Genomic DNA, 14,177 nt, shown 5'->3' with positions numbered 1-14,177 from the left:
GGGTGATTTACTAGCGAGTACATCGCTGCAAGCAATCACTTACCAGGCTCCTCCCGGGAGGTTCCTCATGTCCGTGGCCACGGAGAGCGCCGAAACCTTCGCGTCCCTGAACCCGGCCACCGGCGAGGTCGTCGCCGAGCATCCCGTCCAGGACGCCGCCGCCGTGGCCGCGGCGATCGAGCGCGCCCGGGAGGCGGCCGGCTGGTGGCGCGCCCTCGGCTGGAAGGAGCGCCGGCTCCGGCTGCTGAACATCAAGGGGTCGCTCGCCCGCAACCTCAACCGGATGGCGGAGCTCGTCCACCAGGAGACCGGCAAGCCGCTGCAGGACGCCCAGCTGGAGACGATCATGGCGATCTCCCATCTGGACTGGGCCGCCCGCAACGCCCGGAAGATCCTCGGCCCGCGCACCGTCTACCCCGGCCTCATGGCGATCAACCAGAAGTGCGTGCTGGAGTACCAGCCGCTCGGCGTCGTCGGCGTGATCGGCCCGTGGAACTACCCGATCTTCACCCCGATGGGCTCGATCGCCTACGCGCTCGCGGCCGGCAACGCCGTCGTGTTCAAGCCGTCGGAGTTCACCCCCGGCGTGGGCGTGCTCCTTGAGGAACTCGTCGCCGCCGTCGTCCCCGAGCACCCCGTGCTGCAGACGGTCACCGGGCTGGGCGAGACCGGCGCGGCGCTCGCCGCCTCCCCGGACATCGACAAGGTCGCCTTCACCGGTTCGGCCCGCACCGCCAAGCGCGTCATGGCCGCCTGCGCGGAGAACCTCACCCCGATCGTCGCCGAGTGCGGCGGCAAGGACGCCTGCATCGTCGACTCCGACGCCGACCTCGACGCCGCCGCCGACGCCGCCCTGTGGGGCGCCATGTCGAACGCCGGCCAGACCTGCATCGGCGTCGAGCGCATCTACGTCGTCGACGACGCCTACGACAAGTTCCTCGGCAAGCTCACCGACAAGGCCCGCGACCTGCGCCCCGGCTTCGACCGCGAGGCCGCCTACGGCCCGATCACGATGCCGTCCCAGCTCGACATCATCGAGCGCCACATCAAGGACGCCCTGGACAAGGGCGGCACGGCCGTCGTGGGCGGCGCCGAGTCCGTCCGCAAGCCGTACGTGGAGCCGGTCGTCCTCACCGGCGTGCCGGACGACTCGTCCGCGGTCCGCGAGGAGACGTTCGGCCCGACCATCACCGTCCACCGCGTGAAGGACCTCGACGAGGCCGTCGAGAAGGCGAACACGACCAGCTACGGCCTCGCCGGGACGATCTTCTCCGGTGACAAGTCCCGCGCCCTGGACGTCGCCCGCCGGATGCGCTCCGGCATGACGTCCATCAACGCGTTCGCCGCGTTCGCGAGCGTCGCCGCCCTTCCGTTCGGCGGCGTCGGCGAGTCCGGCTTCGGGCGCATCCACGGCGCGGACGGCCTGCGCGAGTTCACCCGTCCGAAGGCCATCACCCGGCAGCGGTTCGCGACGATGAACCTGACCTCCTTCTCCCGCACCGAGAAGGAGATGGCCCGCGTCCTCGGCCTGATCAACATGGTCCACGGCCGCCGGTACAAGCGCTGACGCCCGCACGCCCCCGCCGGAACCCGGCGGGGGCGCGGCCTAGACTCGAAACCATGCCATCAGGGACGTTCGGCGCACCGGTTCGCAGCCGCCTCCAGGCGCCCCTGCACGCGGCGCCGCCGCCCCCGCGCGGCTTCCGCCTGTTCACCGGCGACGACATCCCCGCGCTCGCCACCCTCATGTGGGACGCCTACCGCGGCACCCCCGACGAGGCCGACGTAGGCGACCGCGAAGGCGCGGTACGCGAAATCCAGCTCACACTGGACGGCGAATACGGCACCTTCCTGCGTGAGGCATCGTTCGTCGCCGATCATGAGGGACGTCCCGTAGCCGGAGCCCTTGTCACCCTCTACAAGGACCTCCCGCTGCTGGCGTTCCTGTTCGTCAGCCCGTCCCATGGCGGACGGGGTCTCGGACGGGGCCTGATCCAAGCCGTCATGTACACCCTGGCCGAGCAGGGCCACGACACCCTGTCCCTCGCCGTGACCCGCCGCAACCGCCGCGCCCGGCACCTGTACGACCGGCTGGGTTTCGTGGAAGTCGCCTAGAGCGTCCTTCAGAAGCGATCGTGTCCTCCGCCGGGCCGGGCGACGCGGAGGCCGGCCATCACCACCGCGAACTGCGGTGGTTCTCCGCGCCGTCCAGCGGTGACCGCCAGCCGCCCAGCGCAGATCGCCGGCTCGGACGCGGGCGTCCCCTCCTGCCTTGGTACGCGCGGTCGGTGGCTCCGGCTCCGCCCGCCGCGGGCAACGGGCTCAGGACTCGGGGGCACCGACGTCGTCGTAGAGCCTGGTCCGGTCGGCCGGGGCGAGGGGGGCGGCGAGCAGGCGCAGCGTCCGCCCGGCCTGCGCCGCGGGACCGGCGCCGAGGACCTGGCGGGCGATGGACGCCCGGGAGGACGGCGGCAGTGCGGGCAGCATTTCCTGCAGATCCGTCATCCGCTGCTCAGGTGTCCGCGATGCCTGGAAGGCGTGAAAGACGCGCTGTAGTTCCTCGTCACTGCATCGTTCTTGCAGGGCGGGCATCGCGATCGTCTCCTCGGCGTCCAGATGGGCCAAGTATGCGGAGATCAGTCCGTTCAGCGCCAGGTATGCGCGGTGCCGGGCCTCGCCTCGGTCCTCGGGCGGGACGTCGGGCAGGTGGCGGGCCTGTGCGTCCAGGTCGTCCAGCGCGGCTTCGAGGCGTTCGTGCTCGGTGTCGAGAGCCTTGGCGGCTGCCGGCGCCTGTTCACGCAGCAGCGGGTGGACGAAGGAGTCCTCGTGTTCGGCGTGCTCGCGCAGCTCCCGGGTCATGGCCAGGCAGCGGCCGGTCAGCGCGGAGAGTCCGGTGGTGTCGTCGGCGTCCGCGGAACCCAGCTCGATCGCCAGGGTGAACAGGCGTTGCCGCTGGCCCATATGGACATTGCGGTACAGATCGATCTTCGGCATGGCGTTTCCTTCCGTCTGAACACCCGGCTAGACTGACACCAAGATGTCATTAAGACAACATGTTGTCTAGGAGGTCGGGTGTCCGACGAGATCGCCTTGCTGATCGCCGACGTGTTCGAGACGGCCGGAGCACTACGTCGCCTGGGGGAACGCACCGCCCAGTCCGAGGGGCTGACCCAGGCGCGCTGGCAGGTCCTGAGTGCGGTGTCCGAGACGCCCCTGACCGTGCCGCAGGCGGCCCGGCGCCTGGGCGTGAGCCGGCAGAACGTGCAGCGCGTCGCCAACGATCTCGTCACGCTCGAGCACGCGGCCTACGAACCCAACCCGGACCACCGCGGTTCTCCCCTGCTGACCCTGACCGCGCGCGGCCGCGAGGCCCTGAGCCAACTCACGGCTCGCGCCGGGACGGTCAACAGCACGCTCGCCCGCGCCCTCCCGCAGGATGGCGCCGCGACCGCCCGCGCCCTGCTGCGCCGGCTCCTTACCGAACTCGACCGGCTGGAAGGACAAGAAGGCAGCCGCTAGGCCCGAAGCGGCACCTCGACCGCCTAGCCGCCCAGGAGAGCGAACAGGCTTGAGAAGCCCTCGTCGCCGTGGCCGGCGGCGATCCGCTCGTCCATGAGCTTCTTGACCTCGCGCATCCGCGTCACGTCCACGCCGAGGGATCGCCGGTGGTCGATCAGGTCGTCCATCAGAGCGGCCTGCACCGACAACGGGCCCATGTCCGGCGGGAACTCGCCGTCGCGGACCGCCTTTCCGATCGCCGAGAGCAACGGCCGGTAGCCGCCGGCCATCGACTCCGCGACACGCTCGGCGAACTCCGCCACATCGGCCCCTTCCGCCTGCACCAGCCGAAGGGTGTGCAGGAAGCCGATGAGCATCTCGTACCCGATCGCGACCTGCGCCATGAACTCTACGGAGGCCAATCCGGCGTCGCTGCCGTAGAACGTGCTGTTGCCCAACTCCCGCAGCGTCGCCTCGTGGGCATCGAACGCTTCGCGGGACCCGCTGTAGGAGAGGAACGCGTTGGACGTTCCCAAGTCCGGCGGGTCGGCCATGATCCCGCCGTCGATGTAGTCGGCGCCGTGCTCGGCCGCCCAGCGCTCGGTCGTCCGTGCCCGGCCGGGAGAGCCGCTCGTGAGGTTCACCAGCGCCTTGCCGGCGATCGCGTCGCCGACCCCGGCCAGAACCTCGTCGACCGCTTCGTAGTCGAGGAGGCAGACCACCACGAGCGGGCTCGCGCGCACCGCCTCGGCCGCGGTCGCGGACACCGAGGCACCTGCCTCGCCCAAGGTTTCGCCCTTGCCGGCGGTGCGGTTCCAAACCGTCGTCGGATGGCCGCTTTCGAGAAAGGTCCCGGCGATGGCCGATCCCATCTGGCCGAGCCCCAATACGGTGATGGGAGTGGTCGTCGTGGTCATGGACATCCCCTCAGACGGTCGCCTTACCTGCCGCCGAACGTATGACCTCAAGTTGAGTTGAGGTCAAACCCGGCGGCCTTCCACGCCGTCATCCCGCCGAGGACGTTGAGGACCGGCACGTCCCGGTGCGCCGCGAGCAGGCTCGCGGCGACGGAGGAGCGGTACCCGGAGCTGCAGGTGACGGCCAGCGGCTTGCCGCCGGGCGCCCGGTCGAGCCGCTCGGGCAGGTCCGCGCCGGTGATGAAGGCGGCGCCGGGAGCATGCCCGGCGGACCATTCGGCGGGCTGTCGGACGTCCAGCAGGTTCACCTCGCCGGCCCCCAGGCGGTCGTGGAGTTCATGGACGGTGATCTGCGGGATGCGCCCCAGCGGTTCGGCGGCGGTGCGCCACGCGGTCATGCCGCCGGCCAGCCAGCCGATGGGCGGGTCGTAGCCGATGCGCAGCAGGTCCCAGGCCACCGTCCACACGTCCTCGGGACGGTCCACGACGAGGAGCACCCGGGCGTCCTCCGGCAGCACGGTCCCCGCCCAGGTGGCGAAGGACGAGCCGAGACCGACGTTGAGCGCGCCGGGGACGTGACTCCCGCCGAACGCCTCCGGCGCGCGCACGTCCAGCACCACGGCGCCGTCGTCACGGGCCTGCTCGACCTGCCCCACCGGCAGGGCGGCGGGCTCCTCGATCAAGGCGATGGGCTCGACCCCCGCGAGGTTCTTCGCGCGCATCCGGCGCCAGTAAGGCGGCGCGGCGGGCAGATCGTCCAGCCGCAGGCAGTCCTCGGCGGACCGCGTCGCGTCGCCCGCCTCGGCGAGCCCCGCGTTGGTGCGCCGCTCGTAGCCGACCGTGGTGGACAGCCGGCTTCCGATGCTGCCGCCGCACAGCGACCCGGCCACGTGCGTCGGGAAGACCTCCACATGGTCGGGCAGAGAAAGGATCTTGTTCTGCACGGTGGCGCAGAGGTCCCGTGCGGCCTCCTCGGCTTCAGCGCGCCCGCCGAGCAGGTCGGGCCGGGCCAGATCCCCGACCAGCAGGGCACCGCCGGACAGCAGCAGCGCCGGCTCCTCCGCCCCGATGTCCCGGTCGTAGACGAGCAGGCTGATGTGCTCGGGGGTGTGGCCAGGGGTGTGCAGCACCTCGATGCCGATCTCCCCGATCTCGACCTGCTGCCCGTCGCGCAGGGGCCGGTGGTGGTAGCCGAGGTCCGCCGTGGCCGCGCCGAGCGCCTGCGCGCCGGTGCGGGCCACGAGCTGCGTCACCCCCGACAGGTAGTCGTTGTGGCCGTGGGAGTCCAGCGCGTACCGGATACGCAGCCCCCGACGACGCGCCTGCGCCAGGTAGTCGTCGACGTCCCGCCGGGGATCGAACACCAGCGCCTCTCCGGTCTGCTCCGATCCCAGCAGGTACGAAGCGTGCCCCAGACCTTCGAGATAGAACTGCTGGAAGAACATCGGGCCGCACCTCCAGGTCAGGACTTGGTGCCGGGCGGACCCGCGTCACGAACATCGGTGACCCCCGGGATGGGCGCGGTGTCGGGGAAGTCGTCCTTCATCGCGTCGACGCCCCACTGGGGCCGGGCGATCTCAAGGAAGGACTGGCGGTCGGAGCGCTTGGCGTCGGTGTCCACGCCCATGGCCTCGTTGCGGGCACGGCGCAGATCCTCATCGCATTCGCCGTCACGGTTGAAGGACCACATCAGCTTGTGGTCGCCGTAGGGCAGATCCATGCCCGGCTCCTCGCCGTGACCGCTGGTGTGCCACGTGTGCCACGTCTTGCCATAGGAGTTCATCAGCCGCTTCATGAACGCCTTCTCGGCGGCGTCGGGCAGACCGGGCGCGACGAGCTGCCCGGACAGCACCTCGAAGTTGTGCGGGTGCCAGTAGGGCCTCTCCTCGGCGGGCATGGTCTCGAACAGCCGGCCGGAGACGATGTACTCGATGCCGATGAGGTTGGCGTCCCTGGTGTTGCCGTCGAACAGGACGCACTGGAGCAGGTCGTCGTTGACCACGCGGCAGTAGTGGTGGGCTTCCATCTGGAAGTCGGGTTCTCCCTTGGCGCAGTGGAAGCCGACGACGTAGACGTCGAAGTCCTTGAGCGGCGTCGCCTCCTGCAGCAGGTTCGCGCCCTGCTCCAAGGTGGCCAGCCAGCCTCCCTTGCCCCGTCCGGCCGGTGCGGGGCTCTCACGATCCTTGATCATCGGGTTGACGGCCATGGTTACCCCTCGCCTCTCGGTCCCGGCCCCGCGAACGGCCGGGCTGCGGTCGCTTCCACTTGGGGACTGGGGCCTGCCGTACCCGCAAACACGCGTTTCGCACCCCAGGGCGACCGGCCCGGTGCGGCACCGGCTGGAACCGTCGCACTTCCGGCCCCGGCGGATGATCCGCCGGGGCCAGGCGTGCACGGCCCAGCCGTCGGCGAAACGGAGCGCGGGACCGTCCGGGCGATGCAGCCGCACCCGCCCTTCGTCGCCCCAGACCTCGGTGTGGATCTCGACGGGCCGCTCGGAGACGACGCAGACGTGCTCGCGCGGCCACCACCAGCCGCAGGACCAGTCGGCGAAACGGTCCACGGTCTCGGACGCCCGCAGCCGTACGCCGGGCGGGACGGTTTCGAGGGCGGCCAGGGGCGAGGCGACCCAGTGGAATCGCGGTGGATCGAGCCCGCTCAGCCTGTACAGCTCGGAGATGGCGGCCTCGGCGGCCGGACGGTCGGCGGGCGCGGTTGAGAGCAGATGCCCGAGCCATTCCGCACGGATGCCGGCAGCTTCCCGCTGCGCGAAGACGCTCACCGGAGGGGGGCGGCGACGCCCCTTTCATAGATCATGGGCCGGATCGTGACAGACCACGGGCCCGCCTGTCCACCCCCTTCCTCGCCGCCCCGGCCGGGATGCCGGCGGCGCCTGCGGTCGGCTGCTCTCAGCCTGACCGCGCGAGTTCTGAGGCCCCTTCGGGAGGCGGGCGCGGATCTAAGGCGGTCTGAGGCGCCTGAATAAGGCGTCGTCCCAATGTGGGGGGTGGGGGCTTAGGACGAACCTTGTACACGTCGGGCCAAGAGGGGCCCGGCGGGAACAAGGAGAAGGACATGAACCGGCCGGAGTTCAGCAACGTGATCATCAAAGACCGTGTGCGGGTACTGCGGGACGAGGCGAAGAGGGCGCGCCGCGTCCGGATCGCGAAGGCGCTCAAGCGGTGACGCCCGCGGCCTGTACTCGCACAGCGCCCCCGTCCGACCGGACGGGGGCGCTCCTCATTTCCGGCACCGTCTTCCCGGCACCGTCCGGGACGGCCGTCAGCCGTGTGCGGCCGGGTTGATGTTCTGGTTCGCCCGGAAGAAGTTGTCGGGATCGTACTCGGCCTTGATCTGCGCCAGCCTCGCGTAGTGGTCACGGTAGGTGGCCCGGATCCTGTCCTCGCTTTCGTCCGCGCCGAGGAAGTTCACGTAGGAGCCGCCCATCGAGTACGGGTGCAGTTCCTCCCAGTAGTCCACGCACCACTGCCGGATGGTCGCGGCGTTCGCGGGATCGGGGTCGATGCCGGCGTAGACGCCGGACCAGGTGGCGTCCCGGTAGCTCCAGGCTGTGTCGTCCCTGCCCACCCGGTGGGCCGCGCCGTCGATCGGGTACAGGTGCATGGTGGACAGGTCGGTGGGGATCTCCGAGCCGTACTTGTGGTGCACGTCGATGGCCTCGTCGGTGAGGCGGTCGAAGAAGTCACCCCGCCAGTACCACTGCAGGCCGGCCGGAATGAGGTCGTCGAACATGGACTGGAGCACCGGATAGGGCATCGGGCTGGTGAAGTGGAACGCCGGACGGCCGGGCTCGCTCACCGGCGCGAGGGCGTCCTCCAGATCGTCCGGGTCGCCGGTGTAGCACCAGACGACGGCGCACATCTTCCTGCCGTGGATCTCCTCGGGGAACGGCGGCCCGGGAGGGATGACCATGACGGCGAAGAAGCCGCTCAGTTCCTCTGGCGCCTGAGGCAGGAAGTCGCGATACCACCGGAGGACCTCGCGTGTGGCGTCGATCGGCCACGCGGTGATGCCCACTCCGACGGTGTCCACCGGGTGAAGCCGGTAGGTGAACGAGGTGACGACACCGAAGTTTCCGCCGCCGCCCCGGAGCGCCCAGAACAGGTCGGGGTTCCGCGACTCGGACGCGGTGACCCATGTGCCGTCCGCCAGGATGACGTCGGCGGCGAGCAGGTTGTCCACCGTGAGGCCGTACCTGCGGGTGAGATGACCGTGGCCGCCGCCGAGCGTGAGGCCGCCGACCCCGGTCGTCGAGACGATCCCGGCGGGCGTGGCCAGCCCGAACCCGTGGGTGGCGTGGTCCAGGTCGCTCATCAGGCTTCCCCCGCCGACCTCGGCCGTGCCCGCGTCCGGATCGACCCGGACCCAGCGCATGGGCGACAGGTCGATGGTCACGCCGCCTTCCACCAGGCACAGGCCGGGGCCGCTGTGCCCGCCGCCCCGGACGGCCGCCTCAGCACCGGCCTCGCGGATGAGGCCGAGCGCCGCCATCACGTCCGCGGCGTCGGCGCACCGGACGATGGCGGCGGGACATGTGTCGATCATCGCGTTGTAGATCGCGCGGGCCCGGACGTACTCCGAGTCCTGTGGGCCGAGGACCGGGCCGCGCAGCGTAGTCCGCATGGATTCCAGAACCGTGGCCTCCATCAGGCCTCCCCCGACGGGCCGCGGCACACCCCTGCATCGCGCGCGCCCGTGGTATCGATGACCCCGCCGGGCCCCTCCCGGCGGGCGGTTACCACCAGCATCACCCCAGCTCAATCCCCCCACAACCGGGCAAAGGGTAAATACTGCCCCCCGATGCCCGGATGGGACGTTCCCTATTTGGGGGCGTTGGCCGGTTTGAGGACGGTGCGGCCGCGGATGAGATCGGCGGCGCGTTCGGCGATCGCGATGGTGGGGGCGTTGGTGTTGCCGCGCGGGACCGCCGGCATGACGGAGGCGTCCACCACGCGGAGGCCCTCGACGCCGCGTACGCGGAGTTCGGGGTCGCAGACCGCATCGCCCGTGCCCATCGCGCAGGTGCTCGTGGGGTGGAACAGCGTCGCGACCTCGCGGCGGACGAAGTCCGTGATGGCCTCGTCGGACTCGACCTGCTCGCCCGGGGCCCACTCACCGCCGATCAGGGACGCCAGGGGCCCGGACGCGGCGATCTCGCGGGCCTGGCGGACACCGGCGACCAGGATGTCCAGGTCGGCCTTGTCCGCGAGGTAGGCGGGGTCGATCAGCGGCTTGGCGCGGGGGGCGGCCGAGCGGAGGGTCAGCGCGCCGCGGCCGGCGATGGAGATCGCGGTGACCATGACCGACAGGAGCCGCTCGGACGTCTCGGTGAGTCCCTGGTTGACGAACGGCGTGGGCAGCACGTGGTACTGCAGGTCGGGCGCGGGCAGCCCCTCGACCGTCCGGACGAACCCGCCCGCCTCGGCGATGTTGGACGCGTAGGGGCCGCGCCCAAGGGCCTGGTAGAGGGCGAGGGAGCGGGCGTTCGCCAGTTCCCACAGGGCCTTGTTACGGGGCGTGGCGAACATGACGTTCACGAACGGGTGGTCCTGGAGCCGCTGCCCGACCGGGGAGTCGACCAGGACGTCGATGCCGACGGAGCGCAGGTGGCCGGCGGGCCCGACGCCGGAGAGCATGAGCAGCTGGGGGCTGTTCACCGCACCGCCGGACAGGACGACCTCGGCCTCGGCGCGGGCCAGCATGGTATCTCCGCGTGCCTCGTAGCGGACGCCGGTGGCGCGGCCGTCCTCGATCACCACGCGGGTGGCGAGGGCGTCGGTGACGACGGTGAGGTTCGGGCGGTGCTCGATCGGGTGCAGGTAGCCGGCGGCGGTCGACCAGCGCCTGCCCCGCTTGTGGGTGACCTGGTAGAAGCCCACCCCGTCCTGCTCGGCGCCGTTGAAGTCGGGGTTCGCGGCCAGTCCGTACGCCTTGGCCGACTGCACCCAGGCGCGGGTCAGCGGGTGCTTGTAGCGCAGGTCCTCGACGCGGAGTGGGCCGCCGACGCCGTGGTAGGGGATCTCGCCGCGCTGCTGGTCCTCGGCGCGGAGGAAGTAGGGCAGCAGGTCCTCATAGCCCCAGCCGTCGCAGCCGTAGGAGTCGCGCCAGGTGTCGTAGTCGTGCCGGGCGCCGCGGATGTAGATCATCGCGTTGGTGGACGAGCTGCCGCCCAGCGTGCGTCCCCGCGGCCAGTACACGCTGCGTCCGGCGGCGTTCTCCTGCGGGACGGTGGCGTAGTCCCAGTCGTACGGACCTTTGATCATCGAGGCCACGGCCGCCGGGATGTGGATCTCGGGCGCGTCGTCGGGCGGGCCCGCCTCCAGCAGCAGGACCTTCACCGAGGGGTCCTCGGTCAGCCGGGCGGCGAGAACGCAGCCCGCGCTGCCCGCTCCCACGATGATGTAGTCGTACACGGTGGCCTCCGGGGTCTTTCCGAAACCCTACCGAACGGGCTTCGACGTGCGACGGCGCTAGGGTTCTGGCTATGGCGAAGAACACGGACAACCCGGTCGTGCTGTCGCGGATCTACACGCGGACGGGGGACGACGGCACCACCGCGCTCGGCGACGCGTCCCGTACCCGCAAGACGGATCCGCGCCTGGCCGCCTACGCGGACGTCGAGGAGGCCAACGCCGCGATCGGCACCGCGATCGCACTCGGCTCCCTGCCCGAGGACGTGGTCACGCTGCTGACCCGCGTCCAGAACGACCTTTTCGACGTGGGCGCCGACCTGTGCGCACCCGTCATCCCGGACCCGCAGTACCCGCCGCTGCGCGTCGAGCCGTCCTATGTCGAGCGGCTGGAGGCGGCCTGCGACGAGCACAACGAGAGCCTGCCCGCGCTGCGCAGCTTCATCCTCCCGGGCGGCTCTCCGGGGGCGGCGCTGCTGCACGTGGCCAGGACGGTCTCGCGGCGTGCCGAACGCTCGGCCTGGGCGGCCGTCGAGGCCCACGGAGCCGCCGCCGAAGGCGACCCGGACGCGGCGGAGGGCGGCGTGAACCCGCTGACCGCCAAGTACCTCAACCGGCTGTCGGACCTGCTGTTCATCCTGTGCCGCGTCGCCAACGCCGAGCACGGCGACGTTCTGTGGAAGCCCGGCGGGGAACGCTGACGGGTGCGGGGGTGGGGCTAACCCCACCCCCCGGAGACCGGCTCACCTCCTGGTGACGACGCCCCGTCCAGAGCAGGCTTGGTTCGTACGGGCGGACTGCGACAAGGGGAGAGACCACGTGAGGATCCTGACGGCTACGGCCATGCTGGCGGTCGCGGCGACGGCGGTGGCCGGCTGCGGGAACCTGAGCTTCGGCACACACGAGGAGACTCGCTCCTACACCGCGCCCGCCGGCATCACCGCACTGAAGATCCGGGGGGACGGGAGCCGGGTGCGGGTCACGGTCTCCGACACCGACACCATCAAGGTCAGCGAACGGCTGCGCTGGTCGAACGACAAGAACAAGCCGGAGGCCAGGCGCGTCACCGAGGGCGACACGCTCACGCTGTCGGCCGATTGCGCCAACGCCACGATCGGCGCCACCGCCTGCGGGATCTCCTACCGCGTCCAGATCCCGGACGACATCCCCGTGGAGATCAACAGCAACGACGGGTCGATCGTCGCGTCCGGTCTCGCCGGAACGGTGAAGCTGCACAGCGACAACGGCTCCATCGAGGTCAGCGACATGCGGGCGTCCTCGGCGTCCATCAGCTCCAACGACGGTTCGGTGCGCGTGTCCGGACGGGCCACCACCGCCGACCTGAGCAGCGACAACGGCTCGATCACCGCGACGGGCCTCACCGCCGACCGGCTGACGGCCCGCTCCCGCGACGGGCGCATCCGCCTCAGCGGCCGCGTCAAGACCGCCGACCTGCACACCGACAACGGCTCCATCCGGGCCGACGGGCTGGCGGCCGAACGCGTCACCGCCAACACCAGTGACGGCGGCGTGTCCCTCGGCCTCACCGCGCCGCCCGCGAACGTCCGGGCCAGGAGCAACAACGGCTCCATCCGGCTCTGGCTTCCGACCGGCCAGGGCTACGCCATCACCACGTCCACCGACAACGGAAGCGAGCGGATCGACCCGGCCGTGCGCCAGGACTCCTCGTCCTCGCGCCGCATCGACCTGAGCACCAGCGACGGCAGCGTCACCGTACGCCCGGCCGCTCAGCGGAGCTGGTAGGGCCCCTGCCACACGGGCCGGTAGGACGGTTCGCGGACCAAGGTCAGGCGCGCCCCGCCGTTGACGGCGACGGTCGTGCGGGCCAGATGCTGGGTGACGTGCGCGATGCCGTCGACGTTGGTGTCGAGGAGCTTGAGGTTCACGTTCTTCAGGCGGTCGCACTCGGCGTGGTAGCACGGGTCGTACACCTTGCCGGCCTTGCCGCCGAACGCCTTGGCCTCCGCGGCGGTCTTGACGCCGTCGGCGCCGGTGTCCATGCCGCCGGCCGGGATGCCGTGCTCGACGAACGGGCCGTAGTCGGACCGTCCGTTGAACTCGCTCTCGGTCGTCGGCAGCTTGCGGCCCTTGAAGTAGTCCCGGAACATCTTCTCGATCGCGCCCGACCCGGCGGGCGCCCGGATGCCGCCGCCGGCGGAGTGGTCGCCGTCGTACACGCCGCGGGTGCCGTTGCGCGACCCGAGCATGTCGAAGTTCAGGTTCAGGGCGATCGCGTCGCGGTTCCCGGCCGACAGTGACTTCACATAGTGGGCGGAGCCGCGCAGGCCCTCCTCCTCGGCGCCCCACCAGGCGAAACGCACCCGGTTGCGCATGCTGTCCTTGCCGAGTTCCTTGATCTTGGCGGCGATCGCGATGAGCGCGGCCGCGCCCGTGGCGTTGTCGTTGATCCCGGGGCCGTCCGGGACGCTGTCGAGGTGCGCGCCGAGCAGCACCACGTTGTCGGCCCGCCCCCGCTCGGTGTCGGCGACGACGTTGGACGACGATCGCTTCCCGTGGACGGTGTCGGTCTTCACGCGCAGCTTCAGCCCGCCCTTCTTCGCGGCCTTCACCAGCGCGGCACCCAGCTCGTGGGCGGGGCCGACGACCGGGATCTTCGACGGCTTGCCGACGGTGCCGTTCACCGGCCCCTTCTCGCCCGGCCTGTTGTAGATCACCACGGCGGACGCGCCCGCGGCCGCGGCCCTGGCGGCCTTGCTCTCGAACGTGCAGGTCCCCCGCTGGACGAGCGCGATCGCCCCCTTCTTGAAGCCCTTGAAGTCCCGCTTCTCGCAGCCGCTCGTCCCGTCCTTGCCCTTGGCCGGAACGTCGACGGCGACCACGGGCGCGGTCACGTCACCCGAACCCGAGTAGGCGAGGGTGACGAAGTCGTCCCCCCGCTTGTAGGACTTCTTGGACGGCGCCGTCCGGGCGAGAACCGCACCGGACTTCTCCCGCCAGAACGGATACGTGAACTTCTGCACCTTCGGCCTGAAACCGGCCTTCCTCAACCGCCCGACGACGTACTTCACCGAAACGTCGTAGCCGGGGCCTCCCGCGGCGCGGTGACCGCCGTTGTAGTCGGCGATCTCCTGGAACGCCTTCAGGTGGGCCTCGACATCCTTCAGCGTGACCAGCTTCGCCAGGTCGGGACGCGCCGGCGCGGCATCCGCGGCCGGCAGCGCCGACGGGAGAAGGGCCGCCGGCAGAAAGGCGGCGGGCAGCGCCACGGCGGCGCCGGTGAGCAGCTTTTGCTTGCGCACGTGCACTCCTGCGGACGGAGACGAAGACGGAGCGGACCAGCAGCGATCCT

At 70.9% G+C, this 14,177-nt stretch carries 12 protein-coding genes; 5 read left to right on the top strand and 7 right to left on the bottom strand.

What is annotated here, in order from left to right; genetic code table 11:
* The first annotated feature begins 67 nt into the window (after positions 1-67).
* Positions 68-1,567, top strand: coding sequence for an aldehyde dehydrogenase family protein (locus ACTWPP_RS02295; RefSeq protein ID WP_443102344.1), 1,500 nt, complete (start codon positions 68-70; stop codon positions 1,565-1,567).
* A 53-nt stretch (positions 1,568-1,620) separates the two neighbouring features.
* Entirely contained in the window at positions 1,621-2,115 is a 495-nt protein-coding gene (locus ACTWPP_RS02290) for a GNAT family N-acetyltransferase (protein WP_443102343.1), read from the top strand.
* Between the two features lie 207 nt (positions 2,116-2,322).
* Here ACTWPP_RS02290 and ACTWPP_RS02285 read toward each other — a convergent pair whose 3' ends face one another.
* Positions 2,323-2,994: a hemerythrin domain-containing protein gene (locus ACTWPP_RS02285; RefSeq protein ID WP_443102342.1), complete on the bottom strand. Its 672-nt coding sequence runs from the start codon at positions 2,992-2,994 to the stop codon at positions 2,323-2,325.
* 78 nt (positions 2,995-3,072) lie between these two features.
* Here ACTWPP_RS02285 and ACTWPP_RS02280 point away from each other — a divergent pair, with 78 nt between their 5' ends.
* On the top strand, positions 3,073-3,519 hold the full coding sequence (locus tag ACTWPP_RS02280; RefSeq protein WP_443102341.1) for a MarR family winged helix-turn-helix transcriptional regulator: 447 nt from the start codon (positions 3,073-3,075) through the stop codon (positions 3,517-3,519).
* Between the two features lie 23 nt (positions 3,520-3,542).
* On the opposite strand, the gene ACTWPP_RS02275 is transcribed toward ACTWPP_RS02280, so the two are convergent.
* From ACTWPP_RS02275 to ACTWPP_RS02255, 5 genes are all read right to left on the bottom strand, one after another.
* Entirely contained in the window at positions 3,543-4,415 is an 873-nt protein-coding gene (locus ACTWPP_RS02275) for an NAD(P)-dependent oxidoreductase (RefSeq protein ID WP_443102340.1), read from the bottom strand.
* A 47-nt stretch (positions 4,416-4,462) separates the two neighbouring features.
* Entirely contained in the window at positions 4,463-5,860 is a 1,398-nt protein-coding gene (locus ACTWPP_RS02270; protein WP_443102339.1) for an MBL fold metallo-hydrolase, read from the bottom strand.
* 17 nt (positions 5,861-5,877) lie between these two features.
* Positions 5,878-7,197, bottom strand: a complete 1,320-nt coding sequence (locus ACTWPP_RS02265) for a DUF1264 domain-containing protein (RefSeq protein WP_443102338.1) — start codon at positions 7,195-7,197, stop codon at positions 5,878-5,880.
* A 500-nt stretch (positions 7,198-7,697) separates the two neighbouring features.
* Positions 7,698-9,083 carry an FAD-binding oxidoreductase gene (locus tag ACTWPP_RS02260; protein WP_443102337.1) on the bottom strand — a complete coding sequence of 462 codons (1,386 nt, stop codon included), beginning with the start codon at positions 9,081-9,083 and terminating at the stop codon, positions 7,698-7,700.
* Positions 9,084-9,256: 173 nt separating this feature from the next.
* A complete protein-coding gene (locus tag ACTWPP_RS02255) occupies positions 9,257-10,849 on the bottom strand; it encodes a GMC family oxidoreductase (RefSeq protein ID WP_443102336.1) in 1,593 nt (530 codons plus the stop codon).
* A 71-nt stretch (positions 10,850-10,920) separates the two neighbouring features.
* Here ACTWPP_RS02255 and ACTWPP_RS02250 point away from each other — a divergent pair, with 71 nt between their 5' ends.
* Positions 10,921-11,547 (top strand): cob(I)yrinic acid a,c-diamide adenosyltransferase, encoded by a 627-nt coding sequence (locus ACTWPP_RS02250; RefSeq protein ID WP_443102335.1) that lies wholly within the window; start codon positions 10,921-10,923, stop codon positions 11,545-11,547.
* 118 nt (positions 11,548-11,665) lie between these two features.
* Entirely contained in the window at positions 11,666-12,610 is a 945-nt protein-coding gene (locus ACTWPP_RS02245) for a DUF4097 family beta strand repeat-containing protein (protein WP_443102334.1), read from the top strand.
* Here the strand turns inward: ACTWPP_RS02245 and ACTWPP_RS02240 are convergent.
* Positions 12,595-14,127, bottom strand: coding sequence for a M20/M25/M40 family metallo-hydrolase (locus tag ACTWPP_RS02240; protein WP_443102333.1), 1,533 nt, complete (start codon positions 14,125-14,127; stop codon positions 12,595-12,597). The two genes, ACTWPP_RS02245 and ACTWPP_RS02240, sit on opposite strands and share 16 nt — an antisense overlap.
* Between the last annotated feature and the right edge of the window lie 50 nt (positions 14,128-14,177).

The organism is Actinomadura sp. 3N407, assembly GCF_052245875.1.
Taxonomy (GTDB): domain Bacteria; phylum Actinomycetota; class Actinomycetes; order Streptosporangiales; family Streptosporangiaceae; genus Spirillospora.
The sequence above is the reverse complement of the archived record's forward strand: the minus strand, read 5'-3'. Positions and strand labels throughout refer to the sequence as shown.